The sequence below is a fragment of the Allobosea sp. GW821-FHT09G06 genome, assembly GCF_059416005.1.
This window is the reverse complement of record NZ_JBWKOI010000003.1, coordinates 102,242-128,575: the sequence shown is the minus strand read 5'-3', so window position 1 is coordinate 128,575 and position 26,334 is coordinate 102,242. Positions and strand designations below refer to the sequence as shown.

The 26,334-nt window shown below is 67.4% G+C and carries 20 protein-coding genes; 14 read left to right on the top strand and 6 right to left on the bottom strand.

Annotated elements, in window-relative coordinates; all coding sequences use genetic code 11:
* Window positions 1-217: 217 nt before the first annotated feature.
* From AC07NY_RS16840 to AC07NY_RS16830, 3 genes are all read right to left on the bottom strand, one after another.
* Entirely contained in the window at window positions 218-4,534 is a 4,317-nt protein-coding gene (locus tag AC07NY_RS16840; RefSeq protein WP_494584802.1) for a translocation/assembly module TamB domain-containing protein, read from the bottom strand.
* Entirely contained in the window at window positions 4,534-6,546 is a 2,013-nt protein-coding gene (locus tag AC07NY_RS16835) for an autotransporter assembly complex protein TamA (protein WP_494584801.1), read from the bottom strand. Before AC07NY_RS16835 ends, AC07NY_RS16840 begins: the two co-directional genes overlap by 1 nt.
* Before the next feature lie 104 nt (window positions 6,547-6,650).
* Window positions 6,651-7,406 carry a hypothetical protein gene (locus AC07NY_RS16830; RefSeq protein WP_494584800.1) on the bottom strand — a complete coding sequence of 252 codons (756 nt, stop codon included), beginning with the start codon at window positions 7,404-7,406 and terminating at the stop codon, window positions 6,651-6,653.
* A 146-nt stretch (window positions 7,407-7,552) separates the two neighbouring features.
* Between AC07NY_RS16830 and AC07NY_RS16825 the strand changes: the two genes are divergently transcribed.
* A complete protein-coding gene (locus tag AC07NY_RS16825) occupies window positions 7,553-8,065 on the top strand; it encodes a DUF4142 domain-containing protein (RefSeq protein ID WP_494584799.1) in 513 nt (170 codons plus the stop codon).
* A 180-nt stretch (window positions 8,066-8,245) separates the two neighbouring features.
* On the opposite strand, the gene AC07NY_RS16820 is transcribed toward AC07NY_RS16825, so the two are convergent.
* Complete coding sequence (locus tag AC07NY_RS16820; RefSeq protein WP_494584798.1) at window positions 8,246-9,511, bottom strand: alkyl sulfatase dimerization domain-containing protein; 1,266 nt, start codon at window positions 9,509-9,511, stop codon at window positions 8,246-8,248.
* A 248-nt stretch (window positions 9,512-9,759) separates the two neighbouring features.
* Here AC07NY_RS16820 and AC07NY_RS16815 point away from each other — a divergent pair, with 248 nt between their 5' ends.
* The 6 genes from AC07NY_RS16815 to AC07NY_RS16790 all read left to right on the top strand — a co-directional run bounded on the left by AC07NY_RS16815 (window position 9,760) and on the right by AC07NY_RS16790 (window position 15,621).
* The gene (locus tag AC07NY_RS16815) at window positions 9,760-10,896 is read left to right on the top strand and encodes an ABC transporter substrate-binding protein (RefSeq protein ID WP_494584797.1); all 1,137 of its coding nucleotides are present in this window, start codon (window positions 9,760-9,762) and stop codon (window positions 10,894-10,896) included.
* Window positions 10,897-11,059: 163 nt separating this feature from the next.
* The gene (locus AC07NY_RS16810; RefSeq protein WP_494584796.1) at window positions 11,060-11,938 is read left to right on the top strand and encodes a branched-chain amino acid ABC transporter permease; all 879 of its coding nucleotides are present in this window, start codon (window positions 11,060-11,062) and stop codon (window positions 11,936-11,938) included.
* Window positions 11,935-12,930: a branched-chain amino acid ABC transporter permease gene (locus AC07NY_RS16805; protein WP_494584795.1), complete on the top strand. Its 996-nt coding sequence runs from the start codon at window positions 11,935-11,937 to the stop codon at window positions 12,928-12,930. Before AC07NY_RS16810 ends, AC07NY_RS16805 begins: the two co-directional genes overlap by 4 nt.
* Entirely contained in the window at window positions 12,927-13,670 is a 744-nt protein-coding gene (locus AC07NY_RS16800) for an ABC transporter ATP-binding protein (protein ID WP_492795023.1), read from the top strand. The genes AC07NY_RS16805 and AC07NY_RS16800 overlap by 4 nt, the downstream gene beginning before the upstream one ends.
* An 11-nt stretch (window positions 13,671-13,681) precedes the next feature.
* Window positions 13,682-14,419, top strand: coding sequence for an ABC transporter ATP-binding protein (locus AC07NY_RS16795; protein ID WP_494584794.1), 738 nt, complete (start codon window positions 13,682-13,684; stop codon window positions 14,417-14,419).
* 77 nt (window positions 14,420-14,496) lie between these two features.
* On the top strand, window positions 14,497-15,621 hold the full coding sequence (locus AC07NY_RS16790) for a zinc-dependent alcohol dehydrogenase family protein (protein WP_494584793.1): 1,125 nt from the start codon (window positions 14,497-14,499) through the stop codon (window positions 15,619-15,621).
* Here AC07NY_RS16790 and AC07NY_RS16785 read toward each other — a convergent pair.
* Entirely contained in the window at window positions 15,611-16,810 is a 1,200-nt protein-coding gene (locus tag AC07NY_RS16785; protein ID WP_494584792.1) for an MFS transporter, read from the bottom strand. The two genes, AC07NY_RS16790 and AC07NY_RS16785, sit on opposite strands and share 11 nt — an antisense overlap.
* Window positions 16,811-16,858: 48 nt before the next feature.
* On the opposite strand from AC07NY_RS16785, the gene AC07NY_RS16780 reads away from it, so the two are divergent.
* The 3 genes from AC07NY_RS16780 to AC07NY_RS16770 all read left to right on the top strand — a co-directional run bounded on the left by AC07NY_RS16780 (window position 16,859) and on the right by AC07NY_RS16770 (window position 19,560).
* The gene (locus AC07NY_RS16780; RefSeq protein WP_494584791.1) at window positions 16,859-17,386 is read left to right on the top strand and encodes an Lrp/AsnC family transcriptional regulator; all 528 of its coding nucleotides are present in this window, start codon (window positions 16,859-16,861) and stop codon (window positions 17,384-17,386) included.
* 177 nt (window positions 17,387-17,563) lie between these two features.
* Window positions 17,564-18,709, top strand: coding sequence for a CaiB/BaiF CoA transferase family protein (locus AC07NY_RS16775; protein WP_494584790.1), 1,146 nt, complete (start codon window positions 17,564-17,566; stop codon window positions 18,707-18,709).
* Window positions 18,706-19,560, top strand: a complete 855-nt coding sequence (locus AC07NY_RS16770; RefSeq protein ID WP_494584789.1) for an HTD2 family dehydratase — start codon at window positions 18,706-18,708, stop codon at window positions 19,558-19,560. The genes AC07NY_RS16775 and AC07NY_RS16770 overlap by 4 nt, the downstream gene beginning before the upstream one ends.
* A gap of 4 nt (window positions 19,561-19,564) precedes the next feature.
* Here AC07NY_RS16770 and AC07NY_RS16765 read toward each other — a convergent pair whose 3' ends face one another.
* Window positions 19,565-20,191 (bottom strand): glutathione S-transferase family protein, encoded by a 627-nt coding sequence (locus tag AC07NY_RS16765; RefSeq protein WP_494584788.1) that lies wholly within the window; start codon window positions 20,189-20,191, stop codon window positions 19,565-19,567.
* Window positions 20,192-20,306: 115 nt separating this feature from the next.
* Here AC07NY_RS16765 and AC07NY_RS16760 point away from each other — a divergent pair, with 115 nt between their 5' ends.
* From AC07NY_RS16760 to AC07NY_RS16745, 4 genes are all read left to right on the top strand, one after another.
* Window positions 20,307-22,262 carry a bifunctional 2',3'-cyclic-nucleotide 2'-phosphodiesterase/3'-nucleotidase gene (locus AC07NY_RS16760; protein WP_494584787.1) on the top strand — a complete coding sequence of 652 codons (1,956 nt, stop codon included), beginning with the start codon at window positions 20,307-20,309 and terminating at the stop codon, window positions 22,260-22,262.
* A gap of 128 nt (window positions 22,263-22,390) precedes the next feature.
* Complete coding sequence (locus AC07NY_RS16755) at window positions 22,391-24,334, top strand: putative bifunctional diguanylate cyclase/phosphodiesterase (protein WP_494584786.1); 1,944 nt, start codon at window positions 22,391-22,393, stop codon at window positions 24,332-24,334.
* Between the two features lie 50 nt (window positions 24,335-24,384).
* Entirely contained in the window at window positions 24,385-25,425 is a 1,041-nt protein-coding gene (locus AC07NY_RS16750; RefSeq protein WP_494584785.1) for an aspartate carbamoyltransferase, read from the top strand.
* Window positions 25,422-26,327 (top strand): DMT family transporter, encoded by a 906-nt coding sequence (locus tag AC07NY_RS16745; RefSeq protein WP_492283811.1) that lies wholly within the window; start codon window positions 25,422-25,424, stop codon window positions 26,325-26,327. Before AC07NY_RS16750 ends, AC07NY_RS16745 begins: the two co-directional genes overlap by 4 nt.
* Window positions 26,328-26,334: the final 7 nt, after the last annotated feature.

Here is a 26,334-nt window from a genome sequence, read left to right as displayed (position 1 = left end):
CGCCGATCAACCACGATCCGCCGCCCAAGCCTGTGAATGGGGTGCTTTGGAAACCGGTGTTGCAGGCGAGCCACGCTTTGACCGGCGAAATTCACCAAGCATTAACCGCAACGGCACCGCACAAGCGGTTTTTGCCTTGCGAAGCTGGGGAATCGCTTCATCGGAAACCGGATTCGGGCCGAATCTCTCCACAGCCCGATTCCCGCGGGAAGCGTGTTCAGTATTCCCACTCGGCGCCGATTCCGACAGCAGCACTGCCGTCCGCCCCGGTTTCGGCCTGGAGCTTCAGGCGCTTGGTCACGTCGATGCCGACCGAGACGCCGCTATCCTCCGGCTTGGAGCCGACCTTCACCCCGACGGAGATATTGTCGCTGATATAGCGCGAGGCTCCGACGGTCGGTCCGCCCGCGCCCATCTGGATATCAAGATTGTCGACGCCCAGCGAGCGGCGCAGGCGCTCGAATGTATCGTCACCGCCACCACCGGCGAACTGTGCGGCGGCCTGCGCCAGCTGCAGCGCCTGGAAGGGCGAGAGCGAGCCCGAGGCGCGAGCGAAGAGCAGCCGCGACAGGACTTCATCCTGCGGCAATTCGGGCTGCGAGGTGAAAGCGAAGACCGGCTGGTCGGCCGGGCCGCTGATGATGATCCGGGCAGTGACGTCGCCGGCGCTGGTCTGGGCGATAAAATCGAGCTCCGGGATGAGCCCGCCCGCGAAGGTCAGCCGGCCGCGGCTGAAATCGAGCCGCTGGGTCAGCACACTGAGCCGGCCGCGACGCAGTTCGAAGCCACCGTCGAGCGCCGGTGCAGAGGAGGTGCCACCGACACGAATCTCGCCACCGAGCTCGGCATCGATGCCGCGGCCACGGATGAAGACCTTGCTGGGAGCAGAGACGGTCAAAGCAAGCGTCGCGTCGAAAGCGGGCGCCGCGCGACCGCGCCCTTTCGCCTGCTGTGCCTTGCGGGCGGCGGCGAGACGGGCAGCGGCAGCGCCGCGCGCATTCACATGCTTGATGCCGTCCACCGGGCGAAGCGTGGCGGGCAGACGATCCGGCACGGAGACTTCGAGCGAGGCGATGTCGATCCGGCCGCTGAGGCGCGGGCGCTGCGCCAGCGGCCCGGTGATCTCGAGGTTCAGCCCGGCCACGGCCGTCACCAACCCGCTGGAAACGAGCTGGGCGCGGTCGCCGCGGATACGGATATTGCCGGGGAAGCCCGCGGCCGGATCGACCTTGACTTGGCCGCTCGCCGAGATCGTGCCGCCGTTCGGCGCCTGGGCGGAGGCGCGCTCGATCGTCAGGTTGTCGCCATTGGCCGCAATCCGCGCCTCGATGGCGTTGAAGCGGATGCCTTGGAGGGCATCGATGAAGCTGCCGCCCGAAAGGGTCGCATTGCCGCTGAGGCGCGGGGCCGAAGCCGTTCCGCCGGCACGCATGTCGAGGGCGACCGCGCCTGTGACGCGCTGCCCGCCTGCCGCCAGCATGGTGTTGGCGAGCGCGGCATCGACGCGGCCTTGAGCGGAGAGATCGAGCGGGCCGGTGGCGTTGAGAGGTGCTGTGCCGCGCAGGGTCAGGCTCGCGCCCTTGCCGGCGTTCACGGTGGCGGAAATGCCGGCGGCATCGCCCTTGAGCGTGCCCTCACCCTGAATCTCGACCGGCGGCAGGCCGGCCTGTCGGGTCTCGGGCGTGACGAGCTGGGCGATCCTGAGCTTCCACGGACCCGAGAGGTCGCCGGGCTTGCCCTTGACCTGCGCCTCGGCATTCAGCGTGCCGCCGAGCTTCAGGCTGGGCACCGCGATGCTGGCGGCGGAGAGCGGCACGTCGCGGGCAGCGAAGCGCAGGTCGAGTGTCTCGCCGGCGCGGCCATCGAGCGTCACCCGCCCCTTGTCGATCAATAGGGCGAGATTGGCGATCTCGACACCGGAAGCCGGGAAGCTGAAAGCAGCGGGATTGGCGAGCGTGATCGCGCGACCGTCGCGGCGCGCATCGAAGGAGGCGAGTTCCAGCTTCAAGGGCTCGCCGGGGACGAGACGGCCGGCGCCCTTCAGGGCGAAGCCGCGGGCATTGGCGCTGAGCGTGAAGGCGCTGGCATCGGGCGCGCCCTTCGAATCGAAGCGTATACCGCTGATCGCCTCGCCCGCAGCGACGGCGCGGTCGACGGCGATCGCGGCATCGAGCATCGGGCGGCCATAGATGTCGCGGGCATTGGCGCGGACATCGAGCTTGTCGATCGTCAGCGAAGGCCCGGCCAGCCGCGAACCACGGGCGGTCAGGTCGATATCCTGCCGGCCTTCCGGCGCCGCCAGGACGATATCGGCATCGAGCTGGCCGCCGAGCTTGGTCAGCGCCAGTGCCGAGAGATCGTCGAGATTGCGGGCAGCGAGCGTCAGTCGCCCGGCGGCGCGGCTCGCCGGATCGAGCGTCAGGCCACCGTTCAGGCGGATGGAGCCGAGGGCGAAATCGAGCGTCGAGAGGTTCCAGCCATCATCGGGCTGGCGCGCGAGGCGCAACGAGCCGGTCGCCGGCTTGGAATCGACCTCGCCGGAGAGGGTGACGCTGGCATCGAGCGCGCCTTGCAGGTCTTTCGCCACGGCGTCGATGGTCAGGCGCGGGATCGGCCGGGCGAGCGCGGTCGCGTTGGCGACGGCGATGCGGGCCGTGGCGTCGAGCCTGTTCTGCGGGCCGGTGATCCGGGCGGTGACGTCGCCACGGCCGGACAGGCGCGGATCGGCGCGCTTGAGATCCGGCAGGTTCAGCGCGAGCTTCAGGTCGGATTGCTGCTGGCCGATGGAACCGTCGGCGGTGAAAGCCGCGTGCTGGCCGGCGACGCGCAGGCCGGTCACCGTATAATCACCCGCAAGCGCATTGACGCGGCCCGCCAGGGTCAGGTTGCCTGCCAGCAGGCGGTCGAGGGCGGCTTCTCCGGTCGCGAGGCGCTCAGCCTTGCCGGTAAGCGTCGCCGTGTAGTTGTTGGTGCGCGGCGTCGCGTCGAGATCGGCGGTGATATCCGCCCTGCCCCCGAGCGGGCGTCCGGCGAGACCGCTCAAGCGGGCGAGGTCGGGCAGCACCGCCTTGAGCTGGCCGAGCATGCGCGCCTGGCCGAGCTTGCCGCGATAGTCGAGCTCGACGCCGGACAAGGCGAGCTTCAGCATCTCGAAATCGGCCGTGCCGTCATCCTGCCCGGTCCCGCGCAAGATGAAGGTGACCTTGTCGCCGACCGCGCGCATCAATGCCTTGTCGGCCAGCACGATCCCGCTGGCTTCGCCGTCCGAGGTCAGGGCGATGCGGGTGCCGGGCTCGCCGATCGTGCCGGTCGGCGTCGCGTTGAAGGTGAGAGCCACCTTGCCGAACTGGCCGGCCGGCAGCTTGGCGTCGCTTGCATCCAGCTTGGCGACGACGGTCGGTCCGGCGGCCGGACCGCGGATCGTCGCGTCGAAGGCGAGCTTGCCGATCTCGGTGCCCGCCGTGACCGTGCGGCCACCTTCGTTGGGGCGGGACGCCGCGGTGACGCGCAGATCGAGCGTCTTGTCGGGATTGTAGCGGCCGAGCACGTCGAGACGCGCCAAGGCCGAGACCAGCGCAAGATCGCGGATATCGATGCCGCTATCGTCACGGAAGCCGACGGAACCGTCGAGCCGGGTCGAGCCGGCGAAGACCGGTGCGACCGGCGCCGGCATCAGCCCCTCGATGCGGGCATCGAGCGCCAGCGCGAGCTGACGCTCGGCACCGGCGCGTGACAGCGTGGCTGAACCATTGGCGCCGATGGTCGGGCCTGCGGTGAAGACGAGGCTGGACCGGAAGGAATCGAGTGGGCCGTCGCCGGTGACGTCGAGCTTGACCGGAGGTTCGCCCGGCAGGCCGGCGACCTTCGCGATCAGGCCGCCCGCTGGCTCATCGAGCTTCGCCGCCAGCTGCAGGCGCGTGCTTTCGGGCACGAAGGACATGGTGACGTCGAAGAGCCCGCCCATGTCGAGCCGCTTCGCTGCGAGCTTGAGGTCGAGCCCCTCGTTGGGCGGCCCCAATCGCGCCGCGCCATTGGCGCTCAGGCGGGCGGCGGTGCCGAGCACGGGCGCGCCCAATGCCAGTTCGTTGAGCTGGAGCGCGCGGATGATCACCTTGAGCGGCAATTCGGGCAGGATCGGCTCGTTGCTCGGCGGAGCCGCACCGGCCGGCTGCGGCGCGGGCTTGCGCAGGATTTCGAGCTTGCCGATCTCCAGCCGATCGACATCGAGCCGGCGCAGCAGCAGGGCGCTGCGGGTCCAAATCAGGCGGACGCGGTCGAGCCGGAGCCAAGCACCGTCGCGATCCGAGAGCACGATGTCGCGGATCTCGACATCCGAGGAGAGCGCGCCGTTGACCTGGCCGATCGAGACCTGGCTCGTGCTGCTCGACAGGGCCTTGGAGATCAGATCGGCGACGACGCCGCGATCGGTCTGGGCATTCTGAGCGAAGCCGCCGAAATGGGCCGAGAACAGGAAGCCCGCCGTCAATAGCAGGGCGAGCAGCGCAAGGCGCGGAATGGTGAGGAGCCGGCGCATCAGAAGGCCTGCCCGATGCTGACATAGAGCGCGACCGGCTTATCGCCCTTGCGCGGATTGAGCGGCGCGGCGACGTCGACGCGGATCGGCCCGATGCCGGTGTAGTAGCGGAAGCCCAGGCCCGCGGCCATCTGCAGCTTCTGCTTGCTGTCCGGCAGGCTCGATTCGAAGGCGGTGCCGGCATCGAAGAAGGGCACGATGCCGATCGTGTCGGTGATCTTGATCCTTGCCTCGACCGAGGCTTCCAGCAGGCTGCGGCCGCCGATGATCCGTCCGAAGGGTCCGAGCGGCGACAGGCTGCGATAGGCATAGCCGCGCACCGAGCCGCCGCCGCCGGCATAGAAGCGCCGCGTCGCCGGAATCTCGTCGAGGCTGGCGCCCGAGACCGAGCCGAAGCCGATGCGGCCGGCGAGCACGTAACGGGCGTCCTCGTCGAGCGCGTAATAGGCGGAGACGCTCGCCTTGGTCTGGTAGATACCGACCGTCGAGCCGAGGAAGGTCGGATAAGGCGTGAAGGAGGCCGTGGCACGGAAGCCGCGCGTCGGATCGAGCAGGTTGTCGGTGGAATCGTATTTCACCGAGAGGGGAATGCCGACCAGCGTGTAGTCGACCTGCCCCAGCACGTCGCTGGTCTGGCCGCGTTCGACCTCGATGCCGCCCTGGATCGAGAAGGTGTCGCTGAAGCGGTGGCGGATCGCGGTGGTGACGTTGCCGTAGCGGGCGGTGTAGCCGCCATAGCGATTGAGGCCGACACGCTCGCGCGTCGCGACACCATCGAGCAGCCAGTCGTTGCGGCTGCCGCCGAGCGCAGGCTTCATGAAGCTGAAGGCGAAGCGGCCGCCGAGATCGGATTCCTTGAAATCGCCGAAGCGCTGGAGCTTGGTGCCGTCGATGCGTGGGGCGAAGAAGACGCTGGCCTCCAGCCGCAGGCGCTCGGCACCGCCGAACAGGTTGCGGTGCTCCCAATAGGTCTTCACGGCCGGGCCATCGATCGTCGAATAGCGGGCCGAGAAGCCGAGCAGGCGCTTCGGCCGCTCGGTCACGTCGACGAAGATCGGCAGATTGCCGGCGCGGTCGAGCTTGTCGTCCTCGCGGATGCGGACGGAGCCCACGGCCGGGATCGTCGCGATCGAGCGTCGCGTATCGGCCAGCGCCTTCGGCGAATAGGGATCGCCCGGCTCCAGATAGATGAAGGAGCGCACGACCTCCGGTGGAATCTCGTCGGTCTGTCCGATGGTGATGTCGCCGAAGCCGGCGAGCGGGCCGGGCGCGAGGACATAGGTCACGTCCATGATGCCGGCGGCATGATCGACGACCGGCCGGAGTTCGACGATCTTGGCGAGCGGGCGCGACTGCGCACGCATATAATCCACCAGAGCCGCCTGCGCGGCCTTCAACGTCGCCGTGGTGGCTGCCTCGCCTTCCTTCAGCCTCGATACCTTCAGCGGATCGGCGATCGCCGGCGGGCCGGCTTCGTCGCGCTCGACCACATCGATCTTGCGCAGGCCGAAGACCTTGCCGGGCCTCGCCCTCACGGTGATCGGCACGGCATCTCGATTGCGATGTGCTTCGAGCGCCCTGACCAATGCCGCGTTGGGCTCGGCCCCGACGCCGAGCGCGACGCCATCGACGAGCAGCGTGACATCGCCGTTGAAATAGCCCTGCGACCAGAGCGCATCCAGCATCGGGTTGAGATCGACCGCCATCCGGCGCGACAGCGACTCGCCATCGGGCGGCGCGTCCTGGCGCAGGCGGTAAAGCAGGGAGGCGTCCTGCAGCGAGCGCGTCAGGGCCTTGGCGTTATGGGCCTCGCCGAGATCGAATTCGAGCTTGTAGGGCAAGGCGGACGGGCTCGGCGGCGGCGGTTCGTCCTTCTTGGTGAAGAGGCCGAACACGTCGAGCGACGACAGATCGAAAGCCCGGGCAGGTTCAGCCTGCAGGCTCAGCAGTGTGGCAAACGCACAGCCGCCGCTCAGCGCGACCGCATGCCCTGCCCTACGCCAGAACCGCATCCACCCTCCAAGCAACCCCCGCCACACTCAAATCATGCCCATGCCCTCCGCCATCATAGGCCGGCGACAGGCTCGCGCAATGCTCAAGGACTCGATCGTTCCTGCTAACGAAGGGTTAAGGTCACGGTCGCGAGCGGGGAAAGCCTCGTCACGACCTCGCCCTTTCCGGGCGAGAGCACGCCGCCGCAAAGGCTGCCGGTGGTGATGATCTGACCGGCCTTAAGGCTGCCGAGATCGTCGCTCTGGCGGTTTGCCCAGGCGAGGAAGGGCGTCATCGGATCGCCGTTTCCGTGAACGGCCGGCTGGTCGTAGATCGTGACGCCATTGAGCGAGATGAAGCAACCGAGGCCGTTGAGATCGTCCAGCACGGCGACATCGAGCTCCGGCCCAATGACATAGCCGCCATGGCCCATCGCATCGGCGAGCCAGAGCGGGAAGGCGACATTGCCGGACCAGTTGGCGAGGCGGCTCTCGACGATCTCGATACCGAGATAGGCCTTGTCGCAGCAAGCGAGCAATTCGGCGCGCGAGTAGGCTTGAGCCGGGCGGAACGGCACGTCGCGGGCGAGCCGGAGGGCGATCTCGATCTCGATGCGCAACTCGGCGCCGATCGCGCCGTCATAGACCTCGCCGGGAGCCAGCCAGGGGCCGGGCATCAGGCCGGCGACCGCCGTGCCATCCTCGGCGATGCCGACCTTCCAGCCGAGTTCGGGCAGGCCCAGCGCCTTGCCCACAGCCGCCTGCGCGACGAGGCCTTCGGACAAGCTCGCCGGCACCGGCAGGCTCGCGATCTCGGCCAGCGAACGCTCGCGGCGGGCCTTCACCAGCGCATCGCGCACGGTCTCGACGGTGGTCGGCATGGGGCTTCCTCTGCATCCGGACGGCAAGCATATAGGGCCCTGCTAGCGCAGCCGGCCAAGTGCGACAAGGCAGCTGAACGCGCCGGCGCCGGACTTCGGCGCATGGAACCTCGCCGCGGCTTCTCCGTTCCCCGAGCATGACCCAGATGCTTCATCATTCTCGGCGGGCGTTGCTGCGCGGCCTTGCCGGCCTCTTCCTGTTCGGTGCAGCAGCTCAGGCGCAGTCGCCTGTTCCGGCCCAGGAATTCGTACGCCAGGCAGCGATCGCCCATATGTTCGGGATCGAGTCGGCGACGCTGGCGCTGCACAAGACCAGCTCGCCCGCGATCAAGGATTTCGCGCACGCGCTGACCAGCGAACAAGGCGCGGCGACCAGCGGCCTGCGCCGGATCGTCGCCAAGCGCTCGGACATCGCCCTGCCCGACCGGCCCGACGGGCGCCATCTCGACCTGCTGCGCGACCTCGGCAACAAACAGGGAGCCGCCTTCGACCGGGCCTATGTCGAAACCCAGCGCAACACGCATCACGAAGCCGCCCTGCTGATGGAGCGCTATGCCAGCGAAGGCGACGATGCCGAGCTGAAGCGCTTCGCTGCGCAGTCGCTGCCGGTGTTCCGCGAACTGGACCGCAAGTCGCAGGAACTGCCGGTCGCGCCATAGGAGTGTAGCCGCCGCTTCGTGAGGGCGAAGACCATTGTCATTCCGGGGCGTACCGCAGGTGCGAACCCGGAACCCACGACTAGGTGAAACTCTCGATGCCCGGTTGTCGGCGGCTCACCCAGTCGTGGGTTCCGGGTTCTTCGCTTCGCGAAGCCCCGGAATGACAAGGCTGGGCCGCCATCACGCCTTCGAACGCCCTGCCGCCTCGCGCTCATAGACGGCGAGGAAGGCCTTGCCCATCAGCGAGCTCTCGCCGTCGATCAGCCTGCGTAGCGTCGCCGCGCGGATGGCCTGGAGTTCAGGGTCATCCGGCACGGCCACCGCTGCGAGTTCCGCCAGTGCCACGGCGAGCCGGTTCTGCCCCTGCCCTGCCAAGGCCTCGGCACGCTCGGCCAGCTTGCGGGCGCCACCGGCGAGTTCAGCCAATTCAGCGGCCAGTTCGGCGGTCCGGGCGGGTTTCAGATGAGCCGCATTGCCATCGAACCAGCCGGCATAGAAGTGGTAGATGCCCCGGACGAGGAATTCCGGGTCGTCGTATTTCGGCAGCAGGTAGGGCTTGGCAAGGTAGCTCGCGGGCACCTTGACCTTGCTCAGGACATCTTCGAGCCCCGCGCCTGCATTCATCAGGGAGAGCGTCTCGCGGACGAGATGCTCCAGCACCTCGGCGCCGTCGCCCAGCATTCGCGCCACGCGCTCTGCCCCGAAGACGACGGGGCCGTGGCCGGGGATCAGGATTTCCGGCTTGAGCGTCTCCATCCGCCGCAGCGCCTGCGCCCATTCCGCCGCATAGCGCTGGACCTTGCGCGGGTTGCCGGCATTGGGGAACACCCAGATCACGAAATCGCCGCTCGCCAGCACGCGCCGCTCCGGCAGCCAGATGAAGGTCGCGTCATCGGTCTCGCCGCGGCCGTGGAAGAGATCGAGTCGCTCTCCGCCGACCGCCAGCGAGAGGGTGTCGTCGTAGACCTCGTCCGGGCGGCGCTGACCGATCGGATAGACATAGCCGGGCATGTTGAACTGCTGGCTCTGAACGAGGCTGTTGAAGCCATGCGAGTCGACATAGCGCTGCATGCGTCGGGCGACATTGCGGTGCGCGACGATGCGCGGGCGCGGCCATCCGCGCGCATCCGCCTCCTCGTCGATCACCTTGATGCCGCTGGTATGGTCGATATGGCCATGGGTGAAGATCACCGTATGGATCGGGCCATCGTCCCAGGAGCGGATGATTTCGAGCGTCTGTTTGGCGGTATCGGGCTTGGCGGTATCGATCAGAACCAGCCCTTCGCGTGTGCTGATCGCCGTGACGCTGCCGCAGAAATAGGTGGTGTGGACCGTGATGATGTTGTCGTCCACCTGCGTGATCGCGCCGTGCGAGACCGACGCGGTCCATTCCTCCATCGCGGCGCTGCCATCCCAGAGGCGCTCGAATAGCGGGTCCTGTGTCATGCGGCGTCCTCCGGCGAAGTCCCCGCCTGTTTAGCACCATCGACCGGCTGCGACAGGCCGGCACGGCCGCCTGCTGACAGGAGGCGTCAGCGGCCCGGCCGGCCTCATCCCCGGCAAAGCGAAAACCTCAACCCCACCAAGCCCTTTCGCCTCTGGACATCGCGCCCCAAAGCCCGGCAAGAAGCGTGCGGGCGCCGCGGCTATCAAGACCGCGCGTGTGAACAAGAGACGTCCGGAGGAGTCAGGGAATGAAATCGCTTTGGGTCATGGCCGCCGCGCTCGGCGCCGCGCTCAGCCTGCCCGCGCAGGCGCAGGACAAGGTCAAGCTAGTCGACGTCATCGAACTGTCGGGTGCGGGCGCCGCTGCCGGCACCAACTGGAAGAACGGCGCCGACATGGCCGCCGCCGACATCAATGCCAAGGGCGGCATCCTCGGCAAGCAGGTCGAGATCGTCCATTACGACACGCAGACCAATCCGGGGAACACCCGCGCCGCCGTGCAGCGCGGCATCGACGAAGGCGCCTATGCCATCCTCGGGCCGATCTTCTCCGGCCCGATCGGCGCCTCCATGCAGATCTCGCAGCGCGCCGAAGTCGCCCAGATCGTCGGCGGCGAGGCGGCCGGCTTCACCAAGCAGGGCAACCCCTACATCTTCCGGACCTCGCTGAGCCAGACGGCGGCGATGCCGAAGATCGCCAAATACCTCAAGGACACCGTCAAGGCCGGCTCGATCGCCGTGGTCTGGGTCAATAACGACTTCGGCAAGGGCGGCCGCGACGCCATCCTGCCCGAACTCGAGAAGGCCGGCATCAAGGTCGCCGTCGATGTCTCGACCGAGCAGGGCCAAGCCGATTTCACCGCCGACGCGATCAAGGTGAAGAACGCCAATGCCGATGCCGTCTTCGTCTATCTGAACGAGGAGGAGAGCGCCCGCTTCCTGCGCGCCGCCAAGCAGCAGGGCATCACCAAGCCGATGATTGGCGAGACGACGCTGCTCGGCGCCAAGGTGCTGGAACTGGCCGGTGATGCCGCCAACGGCGCCAAGGGCCATGTCGGCCTTTCAACCGATGCGCCGATCCCGGCTTTGCAGGAGTTCGGCAAGCGCTACCGCGAGAAATACGGCTTCGCCTCCGACCATAACGGCGTGAAGGGCTACATGGCCGTGTTCATGGTGAAATGGGCGACGGAGAAGCAGAAGAAGCTCGACAAGAAGGGCCTCGCCGACACGCTGCGCGGCGCCACCATCAAGGCGAGCGAGGAGCCGGGCATCCTGATCGACACCGTGATCGAGCAGAACGGCGACCTCGACCGCGAGAGCTTCCTCGCCGAAGTCATCAACGGCAAGCAGGTGATCAACACCACCCTGCCGCGGATCAAGCCGTAAGCAGCCTGTCCACACGCGACGTCATCCCGGGCGAGCAGCGCTCGACCCGGGATCCATCGAAGGGCGCCGCGCTCTACGATGGATCCCGGAGCTCCGCTTCGCTGCGTCCGGGATGACGCGCACTGATTGAACACCAAACGCTCTCCAACCGAGCGCAGATTGCATGGCCGAATTCATCGCCTATCTCATCGCCGGCATCGCCACGGGCGCGATCTACGCGCTCGCCGCGATCGGCTTCACCCTGGTCTGGCAGACCTCGCAGACGATCAATTTCGCCCAGGGCGAATTCGTCATGCTGCCGGCCGTGCTGATCCTGCTCGCGGTCAAGCTCTTCGGCCTGCCGCTCTGGGCCGGCGGATTGCTCGGGATCGCGGTCTTCCTGCTGATCTTCGGCGCGGGCTTCAAGCTCGTCGTCGTCGACCCGATGATCAAGCATGGCGTGCTGCCGCTCGCCATCGCCACCATGGCGCTGTCGATCGTGATGAAGGAAGGCGCCAAGGACGGCTTCTCGGCGGAGGCACAGAGCTTCCCCTCGCTGGTACCGACCGACATGGTGAACCTGTTGGGCGCCTCGATCTCGCTGCAGCATGTCGCCATCATCGTCGTCGCCTTCGCCGCGATCGGCCTGCTGCAATGGTTCGTCGGCGGCACGAAACTCGGCCGGCAGATGCAGGCGACGGCGCAGAACCCGACCGTCGCGCGCATCCTCGGCATCCCCGTCGAGCGGATGGTGCTGCTGACCTTCCTGCTCAATGCCGCGCTTGCGGTCGTCGCCTCGCTTTTGATCTCGCCGATCTATCTGGCGAAATTCTCGAATGGCGAGACCATCGGCCTCTTTGCCTTCATTGCCGCCATCGTCGGCGGCTTCAACCAGGTACGCGGCGCGCTCGTCGGCGGCATCCTGATCGGCGTCGCGGATTCACTGACCGCCGCTTACATCTCGACGCAGTACCGGCTGGCAGTGCCGCTGGTGCTGCTCGTCGCCATCATCCTGATCAAGCCGGAAGGGCTGATGGGCCGCAAGGAGGAGCGCCGCGTATGAGCGCCCCTGCCGTCCAGAATTCCGTGGCCCCGGCCCGCCGCATCGATGCGGCGCTGATCGGGCTCATCCTCGGCGCCGTCATCCTCTGGTTCGCGCCGGTCGGGATGGGCCGCTACGGCACCTATGTGCTCTCGCTCTGGCTCGTGATGAGCATCGGCGTGATGGGCCTCAACCTCACGCTCGGCTATGCCGGCCAGACCTCGCTGGCGCAGGCCGCCTTCATGGGTCTCGGCGCCTACACGACCGCGATCCTGACCACGAAATACGGGGTGAATTGGTATGCCGCCTTCGCGCTCTCGGGCCTGCTGACCTTCGCGGTCGGCCTGCTGCTCGGATTCCCGGCTTTGCGTGTCCGCACGCATTACCTCGCCTTCGTCACGCTCGCCTTCTCGACGCTGATCTGGCTGGTACTGCGCAACGAGCAATGGCTGACCGGCGGTGTCTTCGGCATCTCCAACATCAACCGTCCTGACTTCTTCGGCATAAAGCTGTTCGGCGCGCTCGAATTCCACCGCTTCGTCGTCGTCGTCACGCTGATCCTGTCGCTCAAGCTGTGGTGGCTGATCCGCAGTCCCTGGGGCCGCGCCTTCACGGCCTTGCGCGAGAACCCGGTCCGGGCCGCGAGCCTCGGCATCGACACCCGCGCCTACACGCTGCTCGCCTTCGCCATCGGCTCGGCCTATGGCGGCTTCGCGGGCGCGCTCTATGCGCCGCTGGTCGAGTTCATCGACCCCTCGCCCTTCTCGCTATCGCAGAGCCTGTTCCTGCTATTGATGGTGGTCGCGGGCGGGGCCGGCTATCTCTTCGGACCCTTCGTCGGCGCGCTGCTCGGCGTCGTGCTGCCGGAATGGCTGCGCTTCGCCGGCTCGCTTTACCTCATCATCTTCGCCGCAATCGTGCTCGCGCTGCTGGTCATCTGCCCGCAAGGCGTCAGCGGCCTTGTCGAACGCGGCTGGAATGCGCTTCGCCGCAGGACCGGAGGCGCGCGATGAGCCCGGTCCTCGAAGTCCACGACCTGCACAAGGCCTTCGGCGGCATCAAGGCCGTCAACGGCGTCTCCTTCTCGGTGAACGAGGGCGAGATCCTCGGCATCATCGGGCCGAATGGCTGCGGCAAGTCGACCCTGTTCAACTGCATCCTCGGCCAGCTCGAACCGACGCAAGGCGCGGTGAAGCTCGACGGCCGTGATGTCACCAACATGCGCCCGTCCGCGCTCAACCGGCTCGGCGTCAGCCGCACCTTCCAGCTGCTGCAGGTCTTCCCGGAGCTCTCGGTGCGCGAGAACCTGATTCTTGCGGGCCAAGAGCATCAGGGCTCGATGCTCGGCCGGCTGTTCGGCGCGCGCGATGCCGGCCTGTCCGACAAGGCCGAGCAGATGATCGGCTTCTTCAAGCTCGGCCATCTCGCGGAGGCCAAGGCGGGCGGCCTCTCCTATGGCCAGCAGAAGCTGCTCGATGCGGCGATGGCCTTCATGGCGGGCCCGCGCCTCGTGCTGCTCGACGAGCCGGCGGGCGGCGTGAACCTGACCATGCTCGGCGACCTCAAGGAGCGCCTGCGCGCGATCAATGCCGAGCAGGGCGCGACCTTCGTCGTGATCGAGCACAACATGGATTTCGTGATGTCGCTCTGCACGCGCGTGATCGTGCTGGCCGAGGGCAAGGTGCTGGCCGAGGGGACACCGGCCGAGGTCCGCGCCAACCCGGCCGTGATCGAAGCCTATCTGGGACACTGAGGAGCGCGGCGATGAGCACACCGATCCTCGAACTCGACGGCGTGGTCGGCGGCTATGGCGCCATGACCATCCTGAACGGCACCTCCTTCGCGGTGAAGCGCGGCGCGATCACCACCGTGATCGGGCCGAACGGCGCCGGCAAATCGACCGTATTCAAGGCGATCTTCGGCCTGCTCAAGCTGCGCGAGGGCCGCATCCGCTTCGACGGGCAGGACATCACCGGCTGGAACCAGCGCAAATTGCTCGAAGCCGGCATCTGCTACGTCCCGCAGGGGCGCAACATCTTCCCGGAGCTCTCGGTGCGCCACAATATCGAGCTCGGCACGGTCGCCGCCGGCTCGGGGATCACCGACATGCCCCGGCGGCTTGAAGCGGCGCTCGATCGTTTCCCGGCGCTTCGCGCCAAGGCCGATCAGCAGGCCTCGACCCTCTCCGGCGGCGAGCAGAAGCAGCTCGAAATCGTGCGCGGCCTGCTGCTCGACCCCAAGCTGGTGCTGATCGACGAGCCCTCGATCGGCCTCTCGCCGCTCATGGTGCAGGAGACCTTCGGCATCCTGAAAGACCTGCGCGCCAAGGGCGTCTCGATCCTGATCGTCGAGCAGAACGCCCGCTCGGCATTGGAAATCTCCGACGAGGGGCTGGTGCTCGAACTCGGCCGCACCCGCATGCAGGGCCCGGCGGCGGAGATTTTGGCCGATCCGCGCATCGGCCAGCTCTTCCTCGGTGGCACGCTGACCGACGCGGCCTGACGGCACCCCCGTCAGGCTTTGACAGCGGCGCCCTCTCCTGTCGGGATGGCGGCGGATACCGAGACCGGAGCCCAGCCATGAAGATTCGCGTCGCCGTCCTGAACGCCAGCCCGGTTGCGGCGCCCTATGCGCAGAGCCGCCCGCTGCGGATCGAGGAGCTAGACCTCGCCCCGCCCGGCCGCGACGAGGTTCTGGTCCGGGTCCGCGCCGCGGGCCTGTGCCATTCCGACCTCTCGGTGATCGACGGCAATCGCCTTCGCCCGGTGCCGATGGTGCTCGGCCATGAGGCGGCCGGCGAGGTGGTCGAGACCGGCGAAGGCGTCGATGATCTCAAGCCCGGCGACCGCGTGGTGATGGTGTTCGTGCCGTCCTGCGGCCATTGCGCGCCCTGCGCCGAGGGCCGCCCTGCCCTCTGCGAGCCCGGCAATGCCGCCAATGGGCGCGGCGAGATGCTGGGCGGCGGGCGGCGGCTTTCGGTCGCTGGCCAGCCGGTGCATCATCATATCGGCGTCTCCGCCTTCGCCGAGCATGCGGTGATCTCGCGGCGCTCGCTGGTCAAGATCGAGGCAGATATCCCCCATGAGATCGCGGCCCTGTTCGGCTGCGCCGTGCTGACCGGCGTCGGCGCCGCCGTGAACACGGCGCGGATCAAGGCGGGCGAAACGGTCGCGGTGGTCGGGCTCGGTGGGGTCGGGCTCTCGGCCCTGCTCGGCGCGATTGCCTGCGGCGCCTCGCGGGTCATCGCCATCGACCTCGCGCAAGACAAACTCGATCTCGCGCTGGCGCTCGGCGCGACCGATGCCTTCAAGGCCGATACACCGGATGCAGTCGAGGCGATCAGGCAGGCGACCAAAGGCGGCGTCGATCACGGGCTTGAGATGGCGGGCTCAGTCAGGGCGCTCGACCTCGCCTACCAGATCACGCGGCGCGGCGGCACGACGACGACGGCCGGCCTCGCCAACCCCGCCCATACGCTGTCGCTCTCACCGGTCCGGCTGGTCGCCGAGGAGCGGACGCTGAAGGGCTCCTATGTCGGCTCCTGCGTGCCCTCGCGCGACATCCCGCGCTTCATCGAGCTCTACCAGCGCGGCCGGCTGGCCGTAGACAAGCTCTGGACCAGCTCGGGCAGCCTCGACGAGATCAATGAAGGCTTCGACGCGCTGCACGAAGGCCGCACGATCCGCCACATCGTCAGGATGTGACGCGCGGCGCAGTCCTGGGGCGGGCAAGGCTGGCCGAAAGCGCCGCCAGCAGCATCAGCCCTGCCGCGGCCATCGGCAGAATGGCGAATTCGGTCGCCGTGTAGAGCGCGCCGAACGAGGCCGTGCCCGCGAAGAGCGCCAGGTAGGTCACGCCGCTATTGAGCCCCATCACAGCGCCGCGACGCGCGGGATCGAGCGCGCCGAGGCGCATGATCAGCACGTTCAGCCCGAAATGATTGGCGAGGCCCCAGAGGAAAACCGCCGCCAAAGTCAGGACATAGCTGCCGCTGGCGGCGCCCATGCCGAGATAGACGCAGGCGACCGCCAGGAACATCGCCGGCAGGAAGCGCCTGGCATCGAAGCGGTCGATCAGGCCGTCGAGGAAGGCCGCCGCGCCGAAGCCGAGGCCATAGGTCAGCGCGAGCAGGCCGTTGGCGCTGAGCGGGAGACCGAGCACGCGATGCAGATGGTCGCCGATATAGGCGTAGACGCCATAGAATGAGGCCATGAAGCCGGCGCAGGCGATCAGCAGCGGCGCGACGCCGGGCACGCGCAACGCTGCCAGCGGCGATGAGCTTGTGGTTGTCGCTGGCGCGCCCTGCGGTTTCATCGCCTGCGCGACCAGAAGCGCGAGCGCGCTGGCGGCGGCGGCAAAGCCGTAGACGAAGCGCCAGCCGATGCTGTCGGCCAGCACCGCCGAGAGCGAGACGCCAGCGACCATGCTGAGCGTCCAGCCCGAGAGCACGATGCCGATCGTATCGCTCTCGCGCCCAGCCGGCGCGACGGCGGCAGCGAGCGTATAGATCGAGGGCAGCGCCACGCCCGCTGCAAGACCAGCCACGAACTGGGCGCCCACCAGCATCGGCAGAATGGGTGCTGCGGCACTCGCTGCGAGAGCCAAGGTGAAGAATGCCAGCGCCACGCGCAGCGTCGCACCCGCGCCGAAGCGGTCGATCAGGCGCCCGAGCAGGATCGCCGCGAGCGCCGTGCCGATGCCGAAGGCGCCCGAGGCCGTCATCACGGCCGGCGTGCCCCGACCGAAGCTTTCCGCGACCTGCGGCGCTATCGGCCCGAGCACCAGGGAATTCGAGCCGATGACACCGATGCACAGGCACAGCGCATAGGCTGCGGCCGGAATGCGGGCGGTCGGCAAGGCTGCAGCGGAAGAGGGTTGATTGATGTTCGGCATGAGGAAAGAATGGCCGAACACCATTCAGGTTCAATCGGATTCACGGCCATGGATCAAAAAACAGATGGCGTTCGGCGCGAACGCGCGGCGGAACGCTCGCTCGATGCGATGGACCGAAAGCTGTTAGGCGTTCTGGTCGAGGATGCGACGGAGAGCTATGCGCGGATCGGCGAGAAGGTCGGGTTGTCACCGCCGGCCGCGCATGAGCGGATCAAGCGGCTGAAGCAGTCCGGCGCGATCCGGCAGGTCGCGGCCCTGATCGAGCCGACGGCCACCGGCAAGACCCTGCTTGCCTTCGTGCATGTCGATACCACCGGCTGGGGCAAGACGCCCGCGCTGATGGCGGTGAAGGAGCACCCGGAGGTCGAGGAAATCCATTCCGTCGCGGGCGATACCTGCATGCTGCTGAAGGTCAGGACCACGGATACGCATGCGCTCGAGGGCCTGCTCGGGCGGCTCTACGACACGCCCGGCGTCAAGGCGACGCGCAGCTATGTCGTGCTCTCGACCTATCTGGAGCGGCCGGTGCAGCCCGGCATCACCGCGAACTGGCCGAAGCCGGCTGCGGCGGGATAGTAAGGCCGGATTTAGTCTGTTCCGTCAAAGGCATAGCGCCCGCTCATCACATTTTGATTCAAGTGGTTTTCGCGGCATTGGCGCAGCGCTCCATCCCCATCACGGGCGCATGGCGGCTGCGATTTGACTCGGCCGCGCCGGGGCGCTCTTCCTCTCCCGACTGCCTGGGGAATGCCGATGTCGAATGCGCTGGAAGGTATCGTCGTGGTCGCGCTGGAGCAGGCGGTGGCCGCTCCGGTCGCGAGCTGCAAGCTGGCCGATGCTGGCGCGCGCGTCATCAAGCTGGAGCGGCCGGAGGGTGACTTCGCGCGCGGCTATGACGGTTTCGCCAAGGGCCAGTCCTCCTATTTCGTCTGGATCAACCGGGGCAAGGAATCCTGCCGGGTCGACCTGCGGCAGCCTGACGACCTCGCGCTAGTCGAAGCGATGATCGCGTCGGCGGATATCTTCATCCAGAACCTCGCGCCCGGCGCGGCCAACCGCCTCGGGCTCGGCAGCGCGACGCTCCGGCAACGCCATCCCCGCCTCATCACCTGCGACATCTCCGGCTATGCCCCGGGCACGCCGCATGAGCGGCGCAAGGCCTATGACCTGCTGATCCAAGCGGAATCGGGCCTCTCCGCCATCACCGGCACCGCGGATTCCGGCCCCTCGCGCATCGGCGTCTCGATCGCCGATATCGCCACCGGACAGGCGGCCTATGCCGCGATCCTCGAAGCGCTCTTGAGGCGGGCGCGTACCGGCGAGGGCTCGGCGATCGCGCTCTCGCTATTCGACACGCTCGCCGAGCTGATGAACGTGCCCTATCTGACGCGCCGTTATGGCGGCATCGAGCCGGCGCGGGTCGGGCTCGCCCACCCCTCGATCGCGCCTTATGGCGTGTTCTCGCTCCTCGACGGCGAGGTCCTGGTCTCGATCCAAAGCGAGCGAGAATGGCAGGTCTTCGCCCGCGACGTGCTGGAAAGCCCCGAACTGGCCGATGATCCGCGCTTTGCCTCCAACGTATTGCGGGTGAAGGAGCGCGCCCTGCTCGATGGCGAGGTGCAGGCGCGGCTCGGCCGGCGCCGCTTCGTCGACGTCGCGGCTGCGCTCGACCGCCACGCGATCGCCTATGGCACGGTCTCCACCGTCGGCGGGCTGATCGACCATCCGGCGGCGACCGCCCTGCCCGTCCCAACACCGAATGGTCCGGTCGAGGTACTGGCGCCCTCGGCCGTCGTCGATGGAGAGCGCGTCGCGATGCGGCCGGTGCCGGCACTCGGCCAGCACGACGCCGCGCTGCGCGCCGAATTCGCCCGCCAGACCGAGGATAGCCCGTCATGAGCATCGATATCGCCCGGCTCGCCAGCTGGACCGGCAAGACCGAGGAGGCGCAGGACATCGTCACGCCGCGGCTGGTGCAGAGCTTCACCGCCACCTTCGGCCGCCATCTCGCGTCTCACGGTTCAGGCGAGGCACCGTTGGCGCTGCACTGGTGCCTGGCGCCGCCGATCTCGAATATCGAGGCTTGCGGCCCGGATGGTCACGCCGCCAAGGGCGAATTCCTGCCGCCGGTGCCCCTGCCCCGGCGGATGTGGGCTGGCGGGCGAATCGAGACGCTGGCGCCCCTGCGCGAGGGCGATCGCGTCGTCAGGCATTCGCGGATCGGCGACATCGCCTACAAGGAAGGGCGCAGCGGCCCGCTCTGCTTCGTCGCCGTGCATCATGAATACGCGACCGAACGCGGCGTCGCGCTGCGCGAGCGGCATGACATCGTCTATCGCGAGGCGGCGCAACCCGGCGCGTCTCCTGCCGGAGCGCCGGGGCCCGCCGCCGATGGCGAGCCTGCCGATCTCACCTGGGAGGTCGAAGGCAGCCCGCTGCTGCTGTTCCGTTACTCGGCGCTGACCTTCAACGGCCATCGCATCCACTACGATTTCCCCTATGCGACGGGGACGGAAGGCTATGCCGGCCTCGTCGTGCATGGGCCGATCCAGGCGACATTGATCGCCAACATCATCGCGACATTGACGGAAGGCGCGCCGATCCGGCTCGACTACCGGGGCTTAAGCCCGCTCATTGCCGGCGACACCTTCCGGGTGAAGGCGAAGCGGCAGGCCGATGGCAGAGTGCGGGGCTGGACCGAAGGCTTGGACGGGCGTGTGCGCATGGAAGGTTTTCACCGCCCGGCGTGAAACCTCAGGCCGGCGCGACGAAGGGCTGGGATATCTCACCGAAGACGGGAAGCGCCTCCAACCCTGCGGCATGGGCCGCGAGCGCCGGGATCGCAGCGGCATCGACCAGTCCCGGATGCGCCTCGGTGATGAAGCGCAGGGCCACCGCCGCCGCGATATCGGCATGTCCCAGCGTCTCGCCGAACCAATAGGGCGTGGTGCGGCCGGCGCGGTCACGTTCGAGCGCGGCGAGCGCCGACAATATCTGGCCGCGGCAGCGTTCCGACCAGACTGCCGAGACCTGCTCGTGCAGCCGCAGTTCGTAGAACAGGCTGACCGCCTTCTCGGCCGCGCCCATCGCGAGCGCGAGGACGGAGAGGATCTGGCGCCGCAGCGGACCGCTGCGCGGGCAAAGCGCGCGTTCCGGCCCGACGAGATCGTCGAGCGCATCGATCATGCCGGCGCTGTCGATGAGCACCTCGCCATCGTCGAGCACCAGGGTCGGCACCCGCATCAGCGGGTTGAAGGCGCGGACCTTCTCGCCATCGGAGAAAACGGACCACGGGCGATGCTCGAACGGCAGGCCGTAGAGCGCGAGCGTGATGCCGACGCGGCGCACGAAGGGCGAATCATACTGGCCGATCAGGATCATCGGGATCTCTCCGTTCACCATCTTCCGAATAGGCTGCGAGCCGGCCATCTTCCCGGTGTCACGGCCGCGCCGCAATGCTAACGTCCTGTCCCGGCAAGGATAGTGGGAGCCGGGCATGGCACAGGATCATCGTCTCAACCGTCGCGAGACGCTCAAGGCCGGAGCCGCGATCGCCGCCTCTGCCGCGCTGGCGGGAACGGCGGCCGCGCAAGCCCCGGCAAAGCTCAAGCTGCGTGTGCTCGAAACCACCGATCTTCACGTCAACGTCGTGCCCTACGACTATTTCCGCGACGGTGGCGACGACACGGTCGGGCTCGCCAAGACCGCGAGCCTGATCAAGGCGGCGCAGGCCGACGCGAAGAACAGCCTGCTCTTCGACAACGGCGACTTCCTGCAGGGCTCCTCACTCGGCGACTACATCGCCTACAAGAAGGGGCTGAAGGCCGGCGATACCCACCCGATGCTCGCCGCGATGAACGCCCTGCCCTATCTCTGCGGCACGCTCGGCAATCACGAGTTCAACTACGGGCTGGAGTTCCTCGACCATGGCCTCGCCAAGGCGGAATTCCCGATGGTCTGCGCCAATGTCGAGCGCGTCGGCGGCGGCGCGCTGGTCGATGCCTGGCGGCTGTTCGAGCAGAGCTTCGAGGACGAGGCCGGCAATCGGCATGTGCTGCAGATCGGCGTGATCGGCTTCGTGCCGCCGCAGATCATGCAGTGGGACAAGGGCAACCTCGAAGGCAAGATCGTCGCGACCGACATCGTCGATGCCGCCGAAAAGCACATGCCCGACCTGCGCGACGCCCAGCCCGACCTCGTCATCGCGCTCTGCCATTCGGGCATCGCGGGCGGCCAGCGGCGCGGCATGGAGGAGAACGCGGCGCTGCATCTCTCGAAGGTCGAGGGTATCGACGTCATCCTGACCGGCCACCAGCACCTGGTCTTTCCCGGCGGCAAATCCTTCGACGGCATTGCCGGCGTCGACAACGTCAAGGGCTCGCTGAACGGGAAGCCCGCCTGCCAGCCCGGCTTCTGGGGCTCGCATCTCGGCATCGTCGATCTCGAGCTGGAGAAGCGCGGCGAGCGCTGGAAGATCGCCGATTTCAAGGTCGAGGCGAAGCCGATCTACGAACGCACGCCAGATCGCAAGATCGTGCCGAAAGCGGTCGCCGAACCGACGGTGCTGGCCGCGGTCAAGGCCGACCACGAGGCAACGCTCGCCTATATGCGCGAGCCGGTCGGCAGCACGGCTGCGCCGATCAATTCCTATTTCGCGCTGGTGGCGGACGATCCTTCGATCCAGATCGTCGCCGAGGCACAGATCGCCTATGCCAAGCCGCTGATGGCGCAGACGCGCTGGAAGAACCTGCCGATCCTGTCGGCCGCAGCGCCCTTCAAGTCCGGCGGACGCTCCGGCCCGTCCTTCTACACCGACATTCCCGCCGGCCCGTTGGCGCTGAAGAACATCGCCGACATCTATCTCTACCCGAATACGGTGCAGATCGTGAAAGTCAGCGGCTCTGACGTAAAGGAATGGCTGGAGCGCGCCGCCGGCATCTTCAACCGTATCGACCCGACCAAGAGCGGCGAGCAGCCGCTGATCAACCCCGCCTTCCCCGCCTTCAACTTCGACGTGATCGACGGCGTGACCTATCGGATCGACGTCACGCAAGCCTCGCGCTACGACAATGACGGCAAGCTGGTCGCCCCCGATGCGCAACGCATCCTCGACCTCGCCTTTACCGGCGAGCCGATCGACGAGAAAGCGGAATTCCTCATCGTCACCAATAATTACCGCGCGTCCGGCGGCGGCAATTTCCCGGGCACGAAGACGACGGTGGTGCTGGAGGCACCCGATCTCAACCGCGACGTGATCGTGCGCCATATCCTCGGCCAGAAGACGATCGACCCGAAGGCGGACGGCAATTGGGCGCTCGCGCCGTTGCCGACCGGCGTCCATGCGACCTTCCTGACCTCGCCGGCAGCAACGGGCAAACTGCCCGAGGGACTGAAGGCCGAACCGGCCGGAGACGGCCCTGAAGGTTTCGCCAAGTACCGGCTGCGTGGCTGACTGCGCGGCATCGGCCGTGAATCATAATTTGTCGGCGAAACCTCCGAAGCGACATACAGTTCTTTAATAGATTTTTAGCGAGAGTAGAGGGTACGCCGCGTAAATCAGACATAACGACGGGACGGCTGATGATCGTCGACGTTCACGAGAACGATACCTCGATGAAATCCGAGCTTGTGGCCGCGCTCTATGCCACGCCCGGGACGATCTTCATCGGCACCGTCACGGTTGCCGCGGTGCTGGCTGCGAGCGCGCTCCTGACGGGCGGCGACGTGGTTTTTTACGCGATGGCTGCGATCATGATCGCGATCGGCGTGTTCCGTTACCTGTCGCATCGCTACTACAAGGCCATCCATCTCGCTTCCGCCAGCGAGAGCCAGATCAGCACGCTGGAAAATCTCGCCATGGCCGGTGCCTGGTCGACCGCCGCCCTGATCTCGGCCTTCGGCAGCTATGCGATCCTGCGCTACACCTACGAGCCCGTCGCCGCTCTCGCGATCGCCCAGACGATCGGCTATCTCGCCGGCATTTCCGGGCGCAACAGCTCGCGGCCGGTGATCACCCGCGTGCAGGTGCTGGCAGCGGCGATGCCATTCACGCTGGCTCTGCTCTGGACGCGCGACCCCGCCTATCTGGTGATCGGCCTTTCGGTCCTGCTCACCACGGTCCTGACCTTCTCCAGCGCCCAGGTCATCCACCAGATCTTCCTCGCCCGGCTGCGCACGATGCGCGAGCTGGAGCATCTGGCCGTCAACGACACCATCACCAGCCTCTACAACCGCCGTGGCTTCATGCGCGAAATCCGGCAGATGGCCGCATCCGGCCGGGCGGTGACGCTGATCTCGATCGATATCGACCGCTTCAAGAGCATCAATGACAGCCTTGGCCACGATATCGGCGATGCGTTGCTGCAGGGCTTCAGCGAGACGCTGATCGCCGAGCTCGGCATCGGCGACATCGCGGCGCGCACCGGTGGCGACGAGTTCATGGTCGCGACATCGCGCGATGCCGAAGGCGCGAGCGCGCTTGCCGCCCGCCTCGTCATGATGCTCGCCGGCCAGCGCGTCATCGGCGGGCGCCATATCACCGCGACCGCCAGCATGGGCATCGCGCCCGCCGGCTGCGCCGCCTCGATCGACGAGGCCCTGAAATGCGTCGACATCGCCCTCTACCGGGCCAAGCTCGACGGGAGGAACCGCTTCGTCATGTATACCGACGCGATCCGCAACGAGCATGAAGACGGCGTGGCGCTCGAAACCGAGCTGCGCGACGCGATCCGCCGCGGCGAGTTCGAGCTGCATTTCCAACCGATCTACAATCCGCGCTCCGGCACCGCGACCATGGCGGAGGCCCTGCTACGCTGGCGGCACCCGCGCCGTGGCATGGTCAGCCCCGAGATCTTCATTCCGCTCGCCGAGCGGACCGGGCTCATCACCGTGCTCGGCTCCTGGGTGCTCGGCGAGGCGATCCGCTCGGCCCTGTCCTGGCCGCGCAGCGTCGGCGTCAGCGTCAATGTCTCGGCCCGCCAGTTCGACCATGGCCATGACATCGTCGGCGTCGTCGAGGCGCTATTGCGCATGAGCGGCATCGAGCCCCAGCGCCTGACGATCGAGATCACCGAGAGCTCGCTGATCGACGATCCCGACCATGTCGTCTCCCGCCTCGTGGCGCTGCGCGCGCTTGGCGTGCGGATCGCGCTCGACGATTTCGGCACGGGCTATTCCTCGCTCAGCTATCTCGCGCATCTGCCGATCGACACGATCAAGATCGACCAAGCCTTCACCCAGGAGATCGGCACCTCGCGCAAGGCGGATTCGCTGATGAACGCGATCGCCCAGCTCGCGCATGACCTGAAGCTGCGCCTGATCGTCGAGGGCGTGGAGACGCAGGAGCAGCTGACCGTCATCGAAAAGCACGCCGTCCACGGCATTCAGGGCTATATCTTCGCCCGGCCGATGACAGCGGCCGATTTGCTGCCCATGATCGGCAACCGTGTTCCCACGGGGCGGATGGGGTCGGCGCGTTCGCGCTCCGGCTCGCGCAAGCCGGGCCGCTTCAGTCAGGTTGCCTGATACGCCCCGGACGCAGACGACCGCGCGAGCCGGAGGCCTAGAGGCTGCTGATGCAACGCCCGAACTATCCAAGCGGGAAGGATCTGCTGAGCGCCGATGCCGTGTCGCGCTTCGACCTCGACGACATCATCGCGCGGGCCGAGCGGCATCTTCACGAGGAAGAACTGGAGAAAGCCGGCCTGCCCCTGCCCGAGCAGCCGCCGGCCCCGCGCCGCCGTCCGAAGGTGATCGCCACCCTGTTCGACCAGCGCAGCACGCGCACCCGCCTCGGCTTCCAGACGGCGGCCGCGCGGCTCGGCCACCAGTCGATCGACGCCTATGACACCGATCGCAGCCGCATGGGCACCGCCACCGGCGAGTCGATCGAGGACCACATCCACACGGTCGAGCTCTACAGCGACCTGCTGATCGTGCGCTCGCATCTGGAGGACATGCCCTATCGCGTCGGGCGCCTGAGCTATCTTCCGGTGATCAATGCCGGCAACGGTGCCGACGAGCATCCGACCCAGGCCCTGGTCGACATCTTCGCGATCCGGCAGATGCGCGGCCCGCTCGAGACTCTGAGCATCGCGCTGTCGAGCGATTCGCGGGCACGCTTCGCGATCTCCTTCGTGAAGATGCTGCGCCTCTCCCCGCCGAAGCGCTTCACACTCTGCTGCCTGCCGGACGTGCCAATCAATCCGGCGATGCGCGAGGCGATGACCGTGCTCGCCGATCTCGGCACCCAGGTCAGCCTCGTCCACGACATCCGCCACACGCTCGACCACGATGTCCTCAGCATCCAGATGCAGGACATGAGCAAATTCGCCCACGCCTCGCTCGGCAACGAAGCGGTCGATAAGGAAAAAGAGAGCGAGCCCTTCACCCTGACTGCCCGCAAGGTCCTCGACGCCCGCTCAGACACGTTGATCCTCAACCCTCTTCCGCGCTTCTCGGAGCTCGATACCTCATGCGACAGCCTCCCGAACGCAGGCTATTTCCGCCAGGTCCAGCTGTCCGTGCCGATGCGAATGGCCATCCTGGAGCGCATGTTGCTGGGAATTCCCTGGACGGGGCAGGCCGAGGGTTTCCGATCTTCCTCGGGTGGATGAGCGCCTATCTCGCGTCCTATCTCGCGATCGCCGTCTCCATCCGCCTGCTCTCCGGCTATCTCACCGTCATCGAGATCGGGCTGCTGCGCTCGGTCGGCAGCCTCGCCATCGCCGGCGCCGCCGTCTGGGCCGGTGAGCCCGAACAGCGCCGCAATGTCCTGCCACCGAAGCTGCGCGAGGATGTCGCCCGCAGCGTCCTGCATCTCGCCGGTTCGCTCGCCCTGATCTGGAGCCTGGCGCATCTGCCGCTCGCGCTGGTGACCACGATCGAGTTCTCGGGCCCGCTCTTCGCAGCCGTGCTGCTCTTCCTCGCCCTGCGCCGACGCCCGGGCACCGTTGCGACAGTCGGGCTCGCCGTGCTGGCGACCGGGATCGGGCTCCTGGTGTTCAAGCTGAACGCCGTCCCTAACCGCGACCTCGCCATCGCCATCGGCGCCGTCGCGATGCTGACCACCACCAACCTGATGCTGGCGCGGCTGGCGGCACAGCGCAGCACGCTCTCGATCGTGCTGCTGATGCACGCGATCCAGCTGCCGCTCTACCTGCTGCTCTGGCTCTTCGTACCGGAACAGTGGTCGCCGCCGTCGCAGCCTTACCGGCTGGCCTTCGCGCTGCCCGAGCTTGCGGTGATCGGTGGCGCGGTGCTCGCGCTCATCGTCGGCGGCTTCGTCTCGCAGGCGGCGCTCGCCAATGCCTCGCGCCACGCTTCGCCGCTACAGCTTTGCAGCGCCGACACACTGCGCGTGCCGCTGATCACGCTCGCGGCCTATCTGCTGCTGGCGGAGTTGCCGCCGACAGAGCTTTGGCTCCCGGGGCTCTGGGTGCTCTGCGGCGTCGTCATCACCAGCCTGCCGGTTTCGGTGGCTGCGAAGCTGCGCCCGGAACGAGCCGGGCGCGCTTGAGACCAGA